The organism is Pectobacterium araliae (assembly GCF_037076465.1).
GTDB lineage: Bacteria > Pseudomonadota > Gammaproteobacteria > Enterobacterales > Enterobacteriaceae > Pectobacterium > Pectobacterium araliae.
In genome coordinates, this window is the sequence record NZ_AP028908.1 from 749,293 (window position 1) to 767,688 (window position 18,396).

The 18,396-nt window shown below is 52.4% G+C and carries 19 protein-coding genes; 14 read left to right on the top strand and 5 right to left on the bottom strand.

Going from position 1 to position 18,396, the window contains the following annotated elements:
• Positions 1–25: 25 nt before the first annotated feature.
• A complete protein-coding gene (locus AACH44_RS03380) occupies positions 26–634 on the bottom strand; it encodes an HD domain-containing protein (protein WP_261847153.1) in 609 nt (202 codons plus the stop codon).
• A 404-nt stretch (positions 635–1,038) separates the two neighbouring features.
• On the opposite strand from AACH44_RS03380, the gene trhA reads away from it, so the two are divergent.
• Positions 1,039–1,686 (top strand): PAQR family membrane homeostasis protein TrhA, encoded by a 648-nt coding sequence (gene trhA / locus AACH44_RS03385; protein WP_261847154.1) that lies wholly within the window; start codon positions 1,039–1,041, stop codon positions 1,684–1,686.
• A gap of 54 nt (positions 1,687–1,740) precedes the next feature.
• Here trhA and ygfZ read toward each other — a convergent pair whose 3' ends face one another.
• Positions 1,741–2,742 carry a tRNA-modifying protein YgfZ gene (gene ygfZ / locus AACH44_RS03390; protein WP_261847155.1) on the bottom strand — a complete coding sequence of 334 codons (1,002 nt, stop codon included), beginning with the start codon at positions 2,740–2,742 and terminating at the stop codon, positions 1,741–1,743.
• A 235-nt stretch (positions 2,743–2,977) separates the two neighbouring features.
• Between ygfZ and sdhE the strand changes: the two genes are divergently transcribed.
• From sdhE to rlmF, 3 genes are all read left to right on the top strand, one after another.
• On the top strand, positions 2,978–3,244 hold the full coding sequence (gene sdhE / locus AACH44_RS03395) for an FAD assembly factor SdhE (protein ID WP_261847156.1): 267 nt from the start codon (positions 2,978–2,980) through the stop codon (positions 3,242–3,244).
• Positions 3,225–3,638, top strand: a complete 414-nt coding sequence (locus AACH44_RS03400) for a protein YgfX (protein WP_137740960.1) — start codon at positions 3,225–3,227, stop codon at positions 3,636–3,638. The genes sdhE and AACH44_RS03400 overlap by 20 nt, the downstream gene beginning before the upstream one ends.
• Positions 3,639–3,862: 224 nt before the next feature.
• Complete coding sequence (rlmF, locus tag AACH44_RS03405; RefSeq protein WP_261847157.1) at positions 3,863–4,798, top strand: 23S rRNA (adenine(1618)-N(6))-methyltransferase RlmF; 936 nt, start codon at positions 3,863–3,865, stop codon at positions 4,796–4,798.
• A gap of 49 nt (positions 4,799–4,847) precedes the next feature.
• Here rlmF and AACH44_RS03410 read toward each other — a convergent pair whose 3' ends face one another.
• Both AACH44_RS03410 and fldB read right to left on the bottom strand, forming a co-directional pair.
• The gene (locus tag AACH44_RS03410) at positions 4,848–5,171 is read right to left on the bottom strand and encodes a hypothetical protein (protein WP_261847158.1); all 324 of its coding nucleotides are present in this window, start codon (positions 5,169–5,171) and stop codon (positions 4,848–4,850) included.
• 28 nt (positions 5,172–5,199) lie between these two features.
• The gene (gene fldB / locus AACH44_RS03415) at positions 5,200–5,718 is read right to left on the bottom strand and encodes a flavodoxin FldB (protein WP_261847159.1); all 519 of its coding nucleotides are present in this window, start codon (positions 5,716–5,718) and stop codon (positions 5,200–5,202) included.
• A 328-nt stretch (positions 5,719–6,046) separates the two neighbouring features.
• On the opposite strand from fldB, the gene AACH44_RS03420 reads away from it, so the two are divergent.
• The 3 genes from AACH44_RS03420 to AACH44_RS03430 are packed head-to-tail and all read left to right on the top strand — an operon-like array spanning position 6,047 to position 8,569.
• Positions 6,047–7,072 (top strand): methionine ABC transporter ATP-binding protein, encoded by a 1,026-nt coding sequence (locus AACH44_RS03420; RefSeq protein WP_261847160.1) that lies wholly within the window; start codon positions 6,047–6,049, stop codon positions 7,070–7,072.
• Positions 7,065–7,733: a methionine ABC transporter permease gene (locus AACH44_RS03425; RefSeq protein WP_261847161.1), complete on the top strand. Its 669-nt coding sequence runs from the start codon at positions 7,065–7,067 to the stop codon at positions 7,731–7,733. Before AACH44_RS03420 ends, AACH44_RS03425 begins: the two co-directional genes overlap by 8 nt.
• 17 nt (positions 7,734–7,750) lie before the next feature.
• A complete protein-coding gene (locus AACH44_RS03430) occupies positions 7,751–8,569 on the top strand; it encodes a MetQ/NlpA family ABC transporter substrate-binding protein (RefSeq protein WP_261847162.1) in 819 nt (272 codons plus the stop codon).
• Between the two features lie 68 nt (positions 8,570–8,637).
• Here the strand turns inward: AACH44_RS03430 and AACH44_RS03435 are convergent, their stop codons facing one another.
• Positions 8,638–9,963, bottom strand: a complete 1,326-nt coding sequence (locus AACH44_RS03435) for an MFS transporter (RefSeq protein ID WP_261847163.1) — start codon at positions 9,961–9,963, stop codon at positions 8,638–8,640.
• Positions 9,964–10,274: 311 nt separating this feature from the next.
• Between AACH44_RS03435 and xerD the strand changes: the two genes are divergently transcribed.
• The 7 genes from xerD (at position 10,275) to AACH44_RS03470 (ending at position 18,322) form a co-directional block, all read left to right on the top strand.
• A complete protein-coding gene (gene xerD / locus AACH44_RS03440) occupies positions 10,275–11,174 on the top strand; it encodes a site-specific tyrosine recombinase XerD (RefSeq protein WP_261847164.1) in 900 nt (299 codons plus the stop codon).
• A 139-nt stretch (positions 11,175–11,313) separates the two neighbouring features.
• A complete protein-coding gene (gene dsbC / locus AACH44_RS03445) occupies positions 11,314–12,030 on the top strand; it encodes a bifunctional protein-disulfide isomerase/oxidoreductase DsbC (protein ID WP_261847165.1) in 717 nt (238 codons plus the stop codon).
• Between the two features lie 6 nt (positions 12,031–12,036).
• Entirely contained in the window at positions 12,037–13,797 is a 1,761-nt protein-coding gene (recJ, locus tag AACH44_RS03450) for a single-stranded-DNA-specific exonuclease RecJ (RefSeq protein ID WP_261847166.1), read from the top strand.
• 116 nt (positions 13,798–13,913) lie between these two features.
• A protein-coding gene (gene prfB / locus AACH44_RS03455) for a peptide chain release factor 2 (protein ID WP_261847167.1) occupies positions 13,914–15,012 on the top strand; the annotation gives its coding sequence in 2 pieces (ribosomal slippage) (positions 13,914–13,988 and positions 13,990–15,012; 1,098 coding nt in all).
• Positions 15,013–15,021: 9 nt separating this feature from the next.
• Complete coding sequence (lysS, locus tag AACH44_RS03460; RefSeq protein ID WP_261847168.1) at positions 15,022–16,539, top strand: lysine--tRNA ligase; 1,518 nt, start codon at positions 15,022–15,024, stop codon at positions 16,537–16,539.
• A gap of 281 nt (positions 16,540–16,820) precedes the next feature.
• Positions 16,821–17,576 carry an AraC family transcriptional regulator gene (locus tag AACH44_RS03465; RefSeq protein ID WP_261847169.1) on the top strand — a complete coding sequence of 252 codons (756 nt, stop codon included), beginning with the start codon at positions 16,821–16,823 and terminating at the stop codon, positions 17,574–17,576.
• Positions 17,577–17,638: 62 nt separating this feature from the next.
• Entirely contained in the window at positions 17,639–18,322 is a 684-nt protein-coding gene (locus AACH44_RS03470) for a LysE family translocator (RefSeq protein WP_261847170.1), read from the top strand.
• Positions 18,323–18,396: the final 74 nt, after the last annotated feature.

Consider the following 18,396-nt stretch of genomic DNA (forward strand, 5'->3'; position numbering starts at 1 on the left):
ACGGGCGTTTATCGGGAAAACCGAATTATAGCAACCAGCCCTTGGCTTTGGCGTCTTCCAGATGCTGCTTCAGGTAGTGCCACAATTCTGGGTTAATCGTGGCGATGAATTCGGCGCGGTCGAGAACCTGTTCCAGACGGATGCCGTTCTCTACCCAGCTTTGGCCACCGTTGTACAGATTCATCAGCATCGGCATGACGCGATCGAGCACCAGAGCGAACTGGGCGCTGGGGGTTTCATTGGCTTCGTATTCTTCCCACAGATCGTGGAATTGCTGACGCTGTGGCTCTGGCAACAGGCCGAAAATACGGGCCGCGGCAGCGACTTCTTGATCGTGAATCGCAAGACGTGCGGAAAGATCGTAAACGATCACATCGCCTGCATCGATTTCGACGATATCGTGAATCAGCGCCATTTGGATTACGCGCTGAATATCCACGCCTTCACCCGCGTAAGGCGCCAACGCCATCGCAGCGACGGCAAAATGCCAGCTGTGTTCGGCAGAATCTTCGTGGCGCTCGCTGGCGATAATCTTGGTGCGGCGCTGTACGCTTTTTAATTTATCGATTTCTATCAGAAAGCCGAACACATCGGTCATGGAACCGAAATTCAGAGTAGATGGGGAAGATGACATGAAAAGCGTACCTCTTGCAGTGAAAATGATGCGTGACAACATCGTGCATGACAATGTTATGCAATAAGACCAGAGGAAGGCACTGCGGGCGTTAGAACCGGATGACCGTTAACGCGAATAACCGATAAGAACGGCAGAGCCCTTCAAAATACAGGGAGATATCGAAGTCGGTCATTGTAGGGGATGTTGCCTGAGATTGACATGTATGATTGCACGTTAAGTCAGAGAAAACGGGAAGAAGGCGTGAGGATAATTATTTTAGCTTACACGTGTACACTGAAACTATTCTCAGTTAATCTGCTCAAAGGTTAAACACCTACGCCCGTGCCATCCGCTCAAAAGCGCGAAAGGCGGGGCAGATAACGTCAGAACACTCTTTTTGCGAAATACTGCGGAATTTATTGATGTCAAACAGTGTACATAAGCCGGAGTACTCTCTGGCAGAGGAAATTGCGAATAGCATCAGCCATGGAATCGGCGTGATTTTCGGGATTGTTGGCCTGGTTTTGCTGCTGGTACAGGCGGTCAATAACGATGCCGGGAGCGTAGCGATTGCTAGCTACAGCCTCTATGGCGGCAGCATTATCCTGCTATTTTTGGCCTCGACGCTGTATCACGCCATCCCTTCTCAGCGAATTAAACCGTGGTTGAAAAAATTCGACCACTGCGCCATCTATCTGTTAATTGCCGGAACCTACACGCCATTTTTACTGGTAGGGCTGGATTCACCGCTCGCGCACGGCTTGATGGTCGTCATCTGGAGCATGGCGCTGTTGGGCGTGCTTTTCAAACTGGCGTTTGCCCATCGTTTTGAAGTGCTGTCGTTGATTACCTATCTGGTGATGGGCTGGCTGTCGTTAGTGGTGATTTATCAGATGGTGATGAAACTGTCTGCGGGGAGTGTGACGCTGTTAGCGGTGGGCGGCGTGGTGTATACGCTGGGGGTGATTTTCTACGCTAGCAAGCGTATTCCCTACAATCATGCGATTTGGCACGGGTTTGTTTTAGGCGGCAGCGTTTGCCACTTTCTGGCGATTTATCTTTATATTTAATCCAGCATAACGCGCATGAGCTTAACTGGCTCATGCGCGATGTTACTCGTCAGATTAATCCGTTATTTCATACGGCAGAGGCTGAACTGTGAGTTGGCTTTCGGCATCTTCACGTACGCGCAGAAGGTTCTCTGCGTTCAGATCGTTATTCAATACCGCCTGAACCCAAACATCGCCGTTCTGCAATTGGCTAGCGGCCAACACTGTACCGGTACGACGCCAGTTCTCGCCGAGTTGCAGTTCGAGATCGTCCCCCGCTTGAGGCACCTGATTTGCTTTACCCGCCAGCCAGTAGAGTGCTCGCTTGTTCGCACCGCGATATTTTGCCCGGGCAACCATTTCCTGACCGGTATAGCACCCTTTGCTGAAGCTAATTCCATTTAATGCCTGTAAATTAGTCGCTTGCGGGATGAACTGCGCACTGTTTGCGCTGTCAATGATGGGCTGACCGGCCTCAATATCTAACGTTAGCCATTGGCGGCTGTCATTCAGGCTGACTTTATCGCCGAGCTGTTCAAGCAGCGCAGCGCTTTGCTCTGGAGACAGCACCAGCAAGAAACGCTCTGCGGGATGCGTGAAATGCAGTAAGGTGACCCCTTCGAGTTGCACGACAGGGTGTTCGGCATCGGGGAGTTGGTTAAATACTGAAGCCAGCAGCTCGCGGATACCCGCTCCTGCCGCGCCCAGCAGTACAGCGTTGTCGTCTGGTGCGATGGTGGTTTTCGAAAAAACGGCGTATTTTTTCAGTTCGCTAAGCTGGGCATCGCGTAGATTACGGCGCTCAATGAAAGCAAACCCCTCGCCGTGATGGAACAGACGCAGGTTGCTCCACATTTTTCCTTTCGCGTCGCAGTGGGCGCAAAGGATGTGCCGATCGTCAGCCAGGGCGCTGACATCCGCGGTGACCTGTCCCTGAAGATATTTGACGGTATCCGGCCCGATCAGCGTGGCTAGCGCCCAGTCATCCAGTGAGATGAGTGTGGCGGCGAGCTGGGCAGAAGCAAAGGGGGGCTGTGAGGCAAAAGGGCGTTGATGAGCCGTATGTTGATTAACCATATAGTACAATCCTGCGCTAAGGGCGATACCCGAATGGCCTAATGGTAAAAGAGCGCTCAGGGTTTGCAAGTGGTTATTCGCGCGGCGTTATGACATAGCACATCCTGACGCTGATGAGCGCACTGGGCGCGGTGCATGTCAGTAAGTTATGTCAAAATGTTACTATTAGTTGATGTCCGCTACCGGAATCGGAGTACACTAGCGGCAAGCAGCGATAACAAGGTGGACATGAAATATGGAAATCGATAATAAATCACGTATTCATTGGGCATGCCGCCGTGGTATGCGCGAACTGGATATCGCCATCATGCCGTTTTTTGAGCATGACTATGACACACTTAATGACGGTGATAAGCACACGTTTGTACGTTTGTTACAAAGCGACGACCCTGATTTATTCAACTGGCTGATGAACCACGGTGAGCCGGAAGACGGAGAGCTGAAACGCATGATTTCCCTTATTCAGACGCGAAATAAAGATCGTGGCCCAGTGGCAATGTGACCTTCGCGTCTCCTGGCGCATGCAACTGCTGTCGTTAGTGGTGCATGGCCTGCTCGTATTGCTCATTCTGCTGGCACCGTGGCCGGACGGCTATGCGTGGCTGTGGCTCTGTCTTGTTACCATGGTGATGTTTGGTTTTATTCGCAGCCAAAGGAATATCAAATCGCGGCAAGGGTGTATTACTCTGCTCAGCGAAACGACCCTGAACTGGCGGCAGCAGGAGTGGCAAATCGTTAAGCGACCGTGGCTGCTGAAGAATGGCGTGTTGCTGTCATTGCAGGCGGTTAACGCTAAAGACAAGCAGCAGCTGTGGCTGGCATCAGACAGCATGGGCGATGACGAATGGCGCCATTTGCGCCAACTTCTCTTACAGCAGAAACATTGGGCGAGATAACGGCGCGTTTTGGCGTGGGTATCACGCCCAGTGTGTAGAAACATCACCACGGTGATTTACGGAAATAATCGCAGCAGGTATCTTACGCCGCTTCGTGAGGATGGATATCGGCTGTTCCCGTCACGGGAATGTCGGCTTTCCTTTCTTTTTCTCCGCGTTATTTGGGGAAACGTTCTTATTCGGCCATCGACTGGCCGTGCCTTGAAATTTATTGGGTATAACTGATGACTAAGCCCGCAGTGCAAAAAAGTGGTCTGCATCCTCGTAATCGCCATCGCGACCGTTATGATTTTCCCGCGCTCAAACAGAGCTATCCTGCCCTGATCCCGTTTGTGAAGGTGAATGCCTACGGCGACGAGTCAGTGGACTTTGCCAATCCCGAGGCGGTGAAAACGCTGAATCAGGCGTTGTTGCAGCATTTTTATCAGATTGAACACTGGACGATTCCTGACGGTTTTCTGTGCCCACCGATCCCCGGTCGTGCTGATTATATCCACCATCTGGCCGATTTACTGGCGGAAGATAACCGCTCGGTGGTGCCGCGTGATGCATCCGTACTGGATGTCGGTTGCGGTGCTAACTGCGTCTATCCGCTGATTGGACACCGTGAGTACGGCTGGCGTTTTACCGGCAGCGAGATTAACCCGCTGGCGATGAAAGCGGCCAATGAAACGATTGAAGCGAATCCCGGTTTGAATCGGTCGATTCGCCTGCGTCGTCAGAAAAATAGCAAAGCGATACTGGCAGGCATTATTCACAAGAACGATACGTTTGATGCCGTGATGTGTAATCCGCCGTTCCATGCCTCCGCTGAAGATGCCCGCCAGGGATCGCAGCGTAAATTGCATAATTTGGGGCTAGATAAACGCTCACCGCTGAATTTTGGCGGCCAGCAGGATGAGCTGTGGTGTGAGGGCGGCGAGTCAGCTTTCATTGGCCAGATGATCAAAGAGAGCGCCGGTTTTGCCCGTCAGTGCCTGTGGTTTACGTCGCTGGTATCGCGCAAAGAGAACCTGCCGGAGATTTATCGTGCGCTGGAAGCGGTTGACGCGGAAAAGGTCAGAACGATAGATATGGCACAAGGCCAGAAGCAAAGCCGCTTTGTGGCGTGGAGTTTTCTGGATACCGCTGCGCGAACCCGCTGGTTACAAAAGCGCTAAGCCACGTCAATCTTCACGGATACCTGTTGCAAAGGTATCCGTGGGCGTTTTATTCAACGGTAACCGTATCCGGTTCCTGTTTGGTCACCTTCAGCGACGTCCCCTGAATTGCCATAAACACCGCTTCCCGCCTTGTCAGATAGCCTTTAACGGGATGTGGTTTAATCGCACCGATCAGCGAGGTATCGCCGATAATGCCACAGCCTGTCGCGTGGGCGATTTGCTGCGCGGTCTCATCAAACCTTGGGAAATCGATGTCGTAATATTGCGGCACATCGCATTTCCCACCCAAATTTCTGGCGTATTCCTCTGTGCCTGTTTGCGCGCAACCCGCAAGCAACAAGCCTGTGACCGCTATGAGTAACCTTTTCATCGTGTTGACTCCTGTTGACGCGTACCGTTTACAGCAGTGATGCCATCTCTTGCAGGATCTGTTCGCACCACTGTTCCAGTCGTTCATCGCTGAGGTCGTATTGGTTCACTTCGTCTAGCGCCAGCCCGACAAAATGTTTGCCATCGGCGGTCAGTGGTTTCGGGCTGGTGAAGTCGTAGCCCTCTATTGGCCAGTAGCCAATAAATGTGACACCGAGCGGCAGCAGTTGTTCGTGCAGCATGCCCAGCGCATCCAGGAACCATTCACTATAGCCAAGCTGGTCGCCCATACCGTAGAGCGCGACCACTTTGCCTTTGAGATTCAGCGTCGCTAGTTGACCCCAGATGTTCTCCCAGTCTTCCTGAATCTCACCGAAATCCCAGGTTGGGATGCCAAGAATCAGCGTACTGTAGTCTTCCATACGTTGAGGGGCGACATCTTTAATGTTGTGCAGATCCACCAGTTCTTCGCCCAACATGTCGCGAATTTTTTCTGCTGCCATTTCGGTGTAACAGGTGCTTGAGCCGTAAAACAGACCGATTTTCATATGTCGTAAGCGAATTTTTGTGACTAATGTTGGCGAGGATACCACAAGTCACGTGTCGTGCAGAGGGTGAGACAGGTGCGGATACGTAAGCGATGTTGTCAGCATGGAATCTTGCTTACGGCGGCGTGATGGTTATGGGCAAGCGTCAAATTTTTATATATAATCAAATTGAATATCTAATGTGTTATGCATTCTTCCTGCCTATATAAAGTCCCGCTAGGATACAGTCGTATAGCCATAAATAGCTGCGCTGACGATCTCGAATTGTTTCCTAAACCGAGTGAGATCATCGGAAAAAGCAGCAAGATGTATAAGGATTCGTTTCGTTATGATCGTTCTTTCGAACGTAGGCAAGACTTTCGATAGTACACACGGGCGTATTGTCGCTGTGGATGATGTGAACCTCACCGTCGAACAGGGGCAAATTTACGGCATTATCGGCTACAGCGGGGCGGGGAAAAGTACGCTGATTCGCTTACTGAATGGGTTGGAAACGCCAACCAGCGGCAGCATCGTGGTTAATGGATTTGATATCGCCCGTGCCAGCGGTGAAGCGCTGCGCCGTGCGCGGTTGAAAATTAGCATGATCTTCCAGCACTTCAATCTGCTGTGGTCGCGTACGGTCAGCCAGAATATCGCCTTTGCTCTACAAATTGCGGGCGCGCCAAAAGCTGAAGTCACACAACGCGTGGCCGACTTGATCACGCTGGTGGGGCTGGAAGGGCGGGAACACGCTTATCCTTCGCAACTCAGCGGTGGTCAGAAGCAACGGGTTGGGATTGCCCGTGCGCTGGCGAACAACCCTAGCGTACTGTTGTGTGATGAAGCGACCTCGGCGCTGGATCCGCAAACGACAGACGCGATCCTCGAATTACTGTTGGATATCAATCGTAAGCTGAACCTTACCATTGTGCTCATTACGCACGAAATGTATGTGGTGCGTAAAATCTGTCATCGGGTGGCCGTGATGGAAAGCGGTCGGATTGTTGAAGAGGGGTCGGTACTGGATGTGTTTGTTCGCCCACAGCAGGCGATTACTCGCCAGTTTGTGAAGCAGGTAGGGCAGTATCAGGCAACAACCGAAAGCTTTAATCCACAGTTGACGGAACATCTGTCAGGAGCCGTGCTTAAACTGACGTTCATCGGTCAGCAAACCCAACAGGCGGTTATTTCTGAGGTGATTCAAACCTATAACCTGACGATCAATATTTTGCACGGTCAAATCAGCCACACGCTGAACGGAACGTTTGGCGAATTGTATATCCATGTTGACGGCAATGAACAGGAAACAACGCGCGTGCTGGCTTTCCTACAAGAGCGTGCCATCGCCGTTGAGGTGATTAAACATGCTTGAGTCTTTATTCCCTCACCTGAACATTGAACAACTGCTGGATGCCACGTGGGAAACGCTATACATGACCGGCGTTGCTGGCGTAGCGACGCTGATTCTGGGGATCATTTTGGGTGTTCTGCTCTTCCTGACGTCCAAAGGGCAGTTGCTTCAGAATCGGCCGGTTTATCTGCTGATTTCCGCGTTGGTGAATATCTTCCGTTCTATCCCGTTCATTATTTTGATTGTGTTGCTGATTCCGTTTACCAAAACGCTGGTCGGCACCATTTTGGGCGCGAATGCAGCACTGCCTGCGTTGATCGTCGGTGCTGCACCGTTTTACGCGCGTCTGGTCGAAATTGGCCTGCGTGAAGTGGATAAAGGCGTGATTGAAGCGGCGCGTTCAATGGGGGCAAAAACCCACACGCTAATCTTTCGTGTTTTATTACCGGAATCCTCCCCTGCATTGGTTTCTGGTATTACCGTCACGCTGATTGCGCTGGTCAGCTATACCGCGATGGCTGGTGTGATCGGTGCGGGCGGGTTGGGGAATTTGGCCTATCTGGAAGGCTTTCAACGAAACCACGGCGACGTGACGCTGGTTGCGACACTGACGATCCTTGTGATTGTGTTTGTCATCCAGTTTATCGGCGACCTCATTACTACCACACTCGATAAACGTTAATAACAGGAAGAATGATGATGAAAAAGCAGCTTATGATGATGGCTTTCGCCTCGCTGACCGCGCTGGCGTCGTTCGGTGCCGCAGCGGATACCAAGCTGGTGGTTGGGGCATCCAATGTACCTCACGCCGAGATTCTGGAAGTGGCGAAGCCGATTCTGAAAAAAGAAGGGATCGATTTGGAAATCAAACGATTCCAAGACTACATCCTGCCGAATACCGCGCTTGCCAGCAAGGATATCGATGCTAACTACTTCCAGCACATCCCGTATCTGGAATCAGTATTGAAAGATCACGCGAAAGATAAGAGCTATAATTTTGTCAGCGCGGGGGCCATTCACATTGAGCCAATCGGCATCTACTCCAAAAAATACAAAAGCCTGAAAGATCTGCCCGAAGGCGGCCGCATTATCATGCGTGATGCCGTGGCGGAAGAAGGGCGTATTCTTTCCATTTTTGAACGTGAAGGCGTGATTAAGCTAAAACCCGGTATCAACAAGGTTAATGCGCGTATCTCTGACGTCGTGGAAAACCCGAAAAAACTGAAATTCCTGGCTAACGTCGAAGGTGCGCTGCTGCCGCAGATGTACAATAACGACGAAGGCGATGCGGTGGTGATTAATGCCAACTACGCCATCGATGCGGGTCTGAACCCGACCCAAGATCCTATCGCGGTAGAAAGCGGTAAAAATAACCCGTATGCCAATATCATCACTGTGCGTAAAGGCGATGAAAACAAGCCTGATATTGTGGCTCTGGTGAAGGTACTGCACTCTAAACCGATTCAGGATTTCATCCGTGAGAAATACAAAGGCGCGGTCATTCCTGTTGATAAGTAAGATATGCCGTGATGTGAGATAAAAAAGAACCGCCGGAAATGTTGGCGGTTCTTTTTTTGTGCGGTGACTTAACCCAGAGATTGGTGGCGCGTTTCTTTTGTCGCCAGCAGTGCAATCAGCGTCAGCGACGCCATGGCCGCCAGATAAACACCGACGTAGAACAGGCCATAGTTAGCCGTCAGCCACGCTGCGATATAGGGAGCGACTGATGCGCCCAGAATCGACGAGACGTTATAGGAGAATGACGCACCAGTGTAGCGCACTTCCGTCGGGAACAGTTCTGGCAGCAATGCACCCATCGGGCCGAACGTCAGCCCCATAAGGCTCAGACCTAGTACCAGAAAGCCCATCACCAACGCCTGATTACCTGAGCCGAGCATATAAGGGAACAGCATCGCGAAGACGATCATGAGACAGGTGATAGTAATCATGGTTTTACGGCGACCAAAGGCATCCGCCAAATAGCCTGCTATCGGCACCATCAGACCAAAGCCGATCACTGCGATCATCAGCATCAACAGGAAGCTGTTGCGCGAGAAACCAAGCCCTTTCGGCACGGGCGCTGTGCCATACGTCATGGAATATACGGTCATGATGTAGAACAGCGTGTAGGTCGCCAGCATGATAAAGGTGCCAAGAATTGTCACTTTCATATGTTTGCTGAGCAGCGTGCCTAGCGGCATGCGTACCTGCTTACCGGCTTTGACCGCTTTGGTAAAGACGGGGGCTTCATGCAGAGAGATACGAACATACAGGCCAACCAGCACCAGCACAGCGGACGCGATGAACGGCACGCGCCAGCCCCAGTTCATGAACTGTTCTTCCGTCAGCAGCCAGGACAATAGCAGGAAGGTGCCGTTAGCGAAGAAGAAGCCAATTGGTGCGCCGAGCTGGGGGAACGACCCATACAGTGCACGTTTATTGGACGGGGCATTTTCGGTCGCCAGCAGTGCCGCGCCGCCCCATTCGCCGCCCAGCCCCAGCCCCTGGCCGAAGCGTGCCAGTGCCAGCAGAATCGGTGCAAAAATACCAATGGTTTCGTAGGTCGGTAACAGCCCAATCAGAACGGTTGAAATCCCCATGGTCAGCAGAGAGGCGACCAGGGTGACTTTACGCCCGACGCGGTCGCCAAAGTGACCGAATACCGCAGAACCAATAGGGCGAGCCACAAAGGCAATCGCAAAGGTTGCCAGTGACTGTAGCGTCGCGGCAGTCGGATCGCCTTGCGGGAAGAAAATGTGCGGGAAAATCAGCACCGCGGCGGTGGCATAGATATAAAAATCGAAAAATTCGATCGCGGTGCCAATGAGTGACGCAACAATGACCTTATTGCGTGAGTTTACGGGTGGCGCTTCCGCTTCGGCATCGAGAGTGGGAGTGATGGTGGCTTGCATAATGTTTCTTTATTTTAACAACACGGGCGGCCATTCTACGCATAGAAAAATCGGCTTTTCAACGTTGATTAAGTAAGGTCAATACCCGTAGGCGCAAGGCTTCAAGGCACCTGTTCCAGTATACTGACGATACATAAAATATAATGTTATGTGATCTTGTTTTTGCCGGAGAATGTTATGGTGATGTTGATGTTCACGGAATATGTGAGATCGCACACAATTCTGTCTGTGAGAGAATACCGCGTTGATGAAGGTGTAAAGTCGTCGCTTCATCGGCATAATATTGCCAATCAGTGAAGAAGGGCACGGCGATGCAAGAACACGATCAGGCGCTTATCGAACCGTTTCTCGATGCGCTGTGGCTGGAAAGAAACCTGGCCGAGAATACGCTGGCCTCTTATCGGCTGGATCTGCGCACGCTGGCGGAATGGCTTGCACATCATGATAACGATCTGCTACAGGCGCAGTCGCTCGATCTTCAGGCGTTTCTCGCTGACAGGGTTGAGGGGGGCTACAAGGCGACCAGTTCAGCGCGTTTGCTGAGCGCGATGCGTCGCTTCTTTCAGTATCTTTATCGGGAAAAGCTGCGTAGCGACGATCCCAGCGCTGTTCTATCGTCCCCGAAGTTGCCACAGCGTTTACCCAAAGATCTGAGTGAGGCGCAGGTTGATGCACTACTCAACGCCCCAAGCATTGAACAACCGCTGGAATTACGCGATAAGGCCATGCTTGAGGTATTGTATGCGACGGGGCTGCGTGTTTCCGAGCTGGTCGGTTTGACGATGAGCGATGTCAGCCTGCGGCAGGGCGTGGTACGCGTGCTGGGGAAAGGCAATAAAGAACGGCTGGTGCCGCTCGGTGAAGAAGCGGTGTATTGGATCGAGTATTATCTGGAGCATGGTCGCCCGTGGCTGCTGAATGGGCAAACGCTGGATGTGCTGTTTCCCAGCAATCGCGCACGGCAAATGACGCGCCAGACGTTCTGGCACCGCATCAAGCATTATGCGGTACTGGCGTCCATCGACAGCGAAAAGCTCTCGCCACACGTCTTGCGCCACGCGTTTGCGACCCATTTATTGAACCACGGCGCGGACTTACGGGTTGTACAGATGCTTTTAGGGCACAGCGATCTTTCCACGACACAGATTTACACCCATGTGGCGACGGAGCGGTTGAAACAGCTTCATCAGCAGCACCATCCGCGTGCATAGGGATCGCGCAACCAATCGAGTCATTATACAGAGTAACAGGATGTTATCTGGCTGGCGGGTTACCCCGTCTATTATCACAGCGCATTGGTACGATGCTATTTTGCTATGAGCCATGTTGCGAAAACACAGGATTGATGAAATGAAAAAAGGGTTATTACTGCTTTCTTTACTGGTGGCGACGGCGACTAACTTTGCGCACGCCGACGATGCCGCGATCAAGCAGACGTTGACGCGTCTGGATATGCAGGGGGCGGAAATTCTGCCTTCGCCGATGGCAGGCATGAAAACTGTGATTACCGAGAGCGGCGTGCTGTACATCAGCGAAGACGGCAAACATTTGCTGCAAGGCCCGCTTTATGATGTGAGCGGCACTATGCCGGTCAATACCACCAATCAAATCCTGATCGGCAAGTTGAATGCGCTACAGGAGCAGATGATTGTTTATAAAGCCGCGCAGGAAAAACACGTGATTACCGTTTTCACCGACATCACCTGCGGTTATTGCCACAAACTGCATGAGCAGATGAAAGACTACAATGCGCTGGGCATTACCGTGCGCTATCTGGCATTCCCGCGTCAGGGCATGAAATCGCCAGCAGCGAAAGATATGCAGTCCATCTGGTGCGTGGCCGATCGTAATAAAGCGTTTGATAGCGCGATGAAGGGCGACGCGATCTCAGCTGCAACATGCAAAACCGATATCGCTGCGCATTACCAACTGGGCATCCAGTTTGGCGTGCAGGGGACTCCTGCCATCGTGCTGCAAGACGGTATGGTTGTACCGGGATATCAAGGGCCGAAAGAGATGTTGGCAATGCTGGAAGCACACAAAGCTTCGAAGAAAACCGGCGGTTAATACTACGTGGATATGATTACCCAACTCCGTCGGCGTCCTCTGGTGGAGGATAGTGACTTACCTGATACCGTTCCGCCTTTGCTACGTCGTCTCTATGCGCAGCGCGGCGTGAAAGGTGCGCAGGAGCTGGAACGTAACCTGAGTGGTTTACTCAATTACCGTTTACTCAGCGGCATTGATAAAGCGATCGACCTGCTGCAACTGGCGCTGGCAGAGAAGCGCTGCATCGTCATCGTTGGCGATTTTGATACCGATGGTGCCACCAGCACCGCGCTTACCGTATTAGCGCTGCGCAGTATGGGTGGCGTGAACGTGAAATATCTGGTGCCGAACCGTTTTGAAAACGGCTACGGGCTAAGCCCGGAAGTGGTGGCACAGGCTGCCGCGCTGGGTGCGGAAGTGATTGTGACCGTTGATAACGGGATCTCTTCTCACTCGGGAGTCGACGACGCGCATCGGCGCGGTATCGCGGTACTGGTGACCGATCACCACCTGCCGGGCGAAATCCTGCCTGACGCCGATGCGATGATTAACCCCAATCTGCCAGATTGTGCCTTCCCTTCCAAAGCGCTGGCTGGCGTGGGGGTGGCATTTTATCTGATGATGGCGCTATTTGTGCGCCTGCGTGACAGTGACTGGTTTACGCAACCCTTTTTTACGCAGCAGGGTCTGGCGAAGCCGAATCTCACCGAATTACTGGATCTGGTGGCGCTGGGCACGGTGGCTGACGTCGTGCCGCTGGATGCCAACAACCGGATTCTGGTGGCTCAGGGGCTGAATCGTATTCGCGCAGGTGAGTGCCGTCCAGGTATTCGCGCGCTGCTGGAAGTGGCTAACCGTGATGCCAGCCAACTGGTCGCCAGCGATTTAGGCTTTGCCATCGGACCGCGCCTCAATGCAGCCGGACGGCTGGACGATATGACGGTCGGGGTCGAACTGCTATTGAGTAACGATATTACTCAGGCGCGCATGTTGGCTAACGATTTAGATGCGTTGAATCAGGACAGGCGCGAAATCGAGCAGGGAATGCAGGTCGAAGCCTTGCACCTGTGCGAATCGCTGGAGCGTACCCGAACTGAATTGCCCTACGGTCTGGCGATGTATCACCCTGAATGGCATCAGGGCGTTGTTGGTATCCTGGCTTCGCGTATTAAAGAGCGCTTTCATCGCCCAGTGATTGCCTTTGCACCCGCAGGCAACGGTATGCTGAAAGGATCGGGACGTTCCATTGCTGGTCTGCATCTTCGTGATGCGCTGGAACGACTGGATACGCTATACCCCGGAATGATGGACAAGTTTGGCGGACACGCGATGGCGGCAGGGTTATCGCTGCATGAAACGCAGTTTGAGGATTTCCGTCAGCGCTTCGGCGAACTGGTGGGGGAGTGGCTTGAACCCTCTCAGCTCGAAGGTGTCGTCTGGTCTGATGGCGAACTGGCATTGCCTGAACTGAATTTGCTCTCGACGGCAGAAATGCTGCGTTATGCAGGGCCGTGGGGACAGGCGTTTCCTGAACCGACATTTGATGGCTGCTTCCGTATTCTGCAACCCCGCTTGCTCAAAGAACGCCATTTGAAAGCAATGTTTGAACCGATCGGTGCAACAGGGCAGGTGCCGCTGTTAGATGGCATCGCGTTTAATGTCGATACCACCATCTGGCCCGATCCGAGCATTAAAGAAGTGGAAATGGTGTATCGGCTGGATATTAACGAGTTTCGCGGTAAACGCTCGGTGCAATTGATGATCCAACATCTGTGGCCGCGCTGATATACCCGAACCACATATGGTGGGCAGAAAGTCTATAAACTGGGCGTTTTATTCGCTAGAATGGCGGGTTACATCATTCCGTTGTCAACGACTTAACGTAAGAATATAAAAAAATCATGTTTGAAATTAATCCGGTAAAAAACCGCATTCAGGATCTGTCTGAACGTAGCGCCGTTCTTCGGGGGTATCTTTGACTATGATGCCAAGAAAGAACGCCTTGAAGAAGTAAACGCTGAACTGGAACAACCTGATGTCTGGAATGAGCCTGAACGCGCTCAGGCATTAGGAAAAGAACGTTCCTCGCTGGAAGCTATCGTCGATACCATCGATCAACTGGCTCAAGGGCTGGAAGATGTAAATGGTCTGCTTGAGCTCGCGGTGGAAGAAGACGATGAAGATACCTTTAATGAAACCTCGTTAGAACTGGACGCACTGGAAAATAAATTAGCCCAGCTTGAGTTCCGTCGCATGTTCTCCGGTCAGTACGACAGCGCAGACTGCTATCTGGATATCCAGGCGGGTTCTGGTGGTACGGAAGCGCAGGACTGGGCCAGCATGCTGGTGCGTATGTACCTGCGTTGGGCGGAAGCGAAAGGGTTTAAAACCGAAATTATTGAAGAGTCAGACGGTGACGTGGCCGGTACGAAATCCGCCACTATTAAGATCATCGGTGACTATGCGTTTGGCTGGCTGCGCACTGAAACCGGCGTGCATCGTCTGGTGCGTAAGAGCCCATTCGACTCTGGTGGCCGCCGTCACACTTCATTCAGCTCGGCGTTTGTCTACCCGGAAGTGGATGACGATATTGATATCGAAATCAATCCAGCCGACCTGCGTATTGACGTGTACCGCGCATCTGGTGCGGGTGGTCAGCACGTTAACCGGACAGAATCCGCCGTGCGTATTACCCACATTCCGACCAACATTGTCACACAGTGTCAGAATGACCGTTCCCAGCATAAAAACAAAGATCAGGCGATGAAACAGCTGAAAGCCAAGCTGTACGAGTTTGAGATGCAAAAGAAAAATGCTGAGAAGCAGGTGATGGAAGACAACAAATCTGATATCGGCTGGGGTAGTCAAATTCGTTCTTATGTTCTGGATGATTCGCGCATCAAAGATTTACGTACCGGAGTGGAAACACGTAACACTCAGGCGGTACTGGATGGCGATCTGGACAAATTTATTGAAGCAAGTTTAAAAGCGGGGTTATAAGAAATTCACATGGCTGAATCACAATCACAGGGTGCCGATCAGGCGCAAGATCTGAATAATGAATTAAAAACGCGTCGGGAAAAGCTGGTGGCGCTGCGTGAAAACGGGATCGCCTTCCCGAATGATTTCCGCCGTGACAGCACCTCCGATCGTCTGCACGCTGAGTTCGATGGTAAAGAGAACGAAGAGCTGGAAGAACTGGGCATCGAAGTGACCGTTGCAGGCCGTATGATGACCCGTCGCATCATGGGTAAAGCCTCTTTCGTGACCTTGCAGGACGTGGGTGGCCGCATTCAACTGTATGTTTCCCGCGACGATCTGGCGGAAGGCATCTATAACGAGCAGTTCAAGAAATGGGATCTGGGCGATATCCTGGGCGCACGCGGCAAGCTGTTCAAAACCAAAACAGGCGAGCTGTCCATTCACTGTACCGAACTGCGTCTGCTGACCAAAGCGCTGCGTCCGCTGCCGGATAAATTCCACGGTTTGGCCGATCAGGAAACGCGTTACCGCCAGCGCTATTTGGATCTGATCGCTAACGACGAATCCCGCAATACCTTCCGCATCCGCTCTAACGTGATGGCGGCTATCCGCCGCTTCATGGTAGATAACGGTTTCATGGAAGTCGAAACGCCGATGATGCAGGTGATCCCCGGCGGTGCGTCTGCCCGTCCGTTCATCACGCACCATAACGCGCTGGACATCGACATGTACCTGCGCATCGCGCCGGAACTGTACCTGAAGCGTCTGGTTGTGGGGGGGTTTGAGCGTGTGTTCGAGATCAACCGTAACTTCCGTAACGAAGGTGTTTCCCCGCGTCACAACCCTGAATTCACCATGATGGAACTTTATATGGCGTATGCCGATTATAAAGACCTGATTGTGTTGACGGAAAACCTGTTCCGCACGCTGACGCAGGACGTGCTGGGCTCGACGACGGTGGAATATGGCGACCAGACATTCGACTTCGGCAAGCCGTTCGAGAAGCTGACGATGCGCGAAGCGATCTGCAAATACCGTCCTGAAACCAACGCTGCCGATCTGGACGATCTAGAGAAAGCGACCGCGATCGCCCAGTCTCTGGGCATCAAGATCGAGAAAAGTTGGGGCTTGGGCCGCATTGTTACCGAGATCTTCGAAGAGACGGCAGAAAGCAGCCTGATCCAACCGACCTTCATCACCGAATATCCGGCTGAAGTGTCGCCGCTGGCGCGTCGTAACGATCAGAACCCGGAAATCACCGATCGCTTTGAATTCTTCATCGGCGGCCGTGAAATCGGTAACGGTTTCTCCGAGCTGAATGATGCCGAAGATCAGGCAGAGCGTTTTGCGCAGCAGGTGAATGCTAAAGATGCAGGTGATGACGAAGCGATGTTCTACGACGAAGACTACGTGACGGCGCTGGAACACGGTCTGCCGCCAACTGCGGGTCTGGGTATCGGTATCGACCGCATGGTGATGTTGTTCACGAACAGCCACACTATCCGCGACGTTATTCTGTTCCCAGCGATGCGTCCGCAGAAGTAAAAAGCAGGGCGTAAAAATAAGCCTGACGTTGTTGTCAAATTTCATCAAACCGGTGCAACTGCATCGGTTTTTTATTATCGACAATGCCAAATTTTAGGGTAAACACGGGGATGAGGTTCCCGTAGGACACCTCGCACCGTGGTGTCCCCGTGTATTTCGATCTTACCTCGATAGTATTATTACCTCGTTTTATCTCCGCATCCTTGCCGTCATTTCGTGATTGTCGCCTGATGATGGAAGATGCTATTTTCAGGCATTCGTTCACTGCCGGAACACCCATTATGATGACGTACCGCGATGCCTGGTTCGAGCTGGCGCTGTTAACCAACGGCCGCAGTTTTCCACGACATACGCACGATGAGTTCGTCATCAGCGCCAATCTTAGCGGGGTGGAAACGGTCTGGCTCGATGGGGAGACCTTTGTTGCCACCAACGATATGGTGACGACCTACAATCCTAATCAGCTACAGGGCAGCGACAACGCGTTTGATCGCTGGCAGTGCGCATCGCTGTACGTTCACCCGCTGGCATTCGAGCATTATTTCCATCAAACCTTTTTGTTCTCCCAGGGTTGGAATCCGTCGGCGCAACTGGCATCTGAGTTAAAACAGTTAGTCACCGCTGATTTGGACGACAGCACCCGTCAGGAGCGCATTATCCTGCTGCTGGCAGGATTGATGGAGGGGCAGCACCGAATGCCGCCTCAAAACCACGTCAAAGAGGCTGAGCGGATCACGCGGATCAAAGATGGGCTGTTGAACGATCTCAGCGATGTCCCCACGCTTGATCAGCTCGCGCAGCAGGAAACGTTGTCGGTCGCGCATCTGGTACGTTCGTTTAATCAGGCGGTCGGGCTGCCACCACTGGCGTGGCTAATGCAGCGGCGTATGTGTAAAGCACGAGAGCTGCTGCGGCAAGGCACAGCAATCAGTCAGGTCGCAGGCGATGTCGGGTTTGCCGATCAGGCGCATTTCACTAAAGCTTTCAATCGCTATAACGCCATGACACCGGGACAGTTCCGCCGTATCAATTTTTGACAATACAGCGTTTCCATTGAGTTTTACACTCGCCTTATTGCTTAACGCTCTAAGGGAATATCATGCTGTTAGTTGTTTTTACGGGGATGCTGCTTTCCCTGTCACTGTGTCTCGATCTGGGAATGGTCAATACTGCGATTATTAACCGTGGGCTGCGGCACGGGGCGCGTTCGGCATTTTATATCGGGCTGGGTTCCTGCTTTGGCGATCTGTTTTATGCCACGCTGTCGGTGCTGGGGTTGGCGGTGGTCTTTAACCTGACGCCAGTACGTTGGGTGTTATGGATTGGTGGTGGGCTGGTTCTGATCTGGATGACATTCAGCATGGCGCGTGCGGCATGGCGTGATTATCAGGTTAAGCGCTTTGCCGATTTATCTACGACAGAGAATGCGATGGGTTCCACTGCGTCACCTGCTCGGTACACTGAATTTTTCAGTGGCGTCGGCATGGCATTAGCGTCACCAACGGCGTTACTGTGGTTTGCGGCGATTGGCGGTACCATTATCGCGCAGTCTACCGATGGTTCTGCCTTCATGGTCGGCCTGTTTCTGCTGGGATTTTTCGTCGGCGGCGTACTATGGACGTTCTTCCTTGCCGCGCTGGTGAAATACGGCCAGCGCCTGCTGAAAGAACGGATCTCATTCTATTGCAGCCTGATCTCTGCGCTGCTATTTGCCTATTTTGCCTGGCACGTCATTTCCAATGGTTATGAAACGTTGCTCCTACCGCTAGCCACGGCGGCATGACCGGTCAAAACAACAGCACTTTGCCGGGTTTTTTACTTGCTCGGCAACGGCATAGCGCTATAATGCCACTCGCC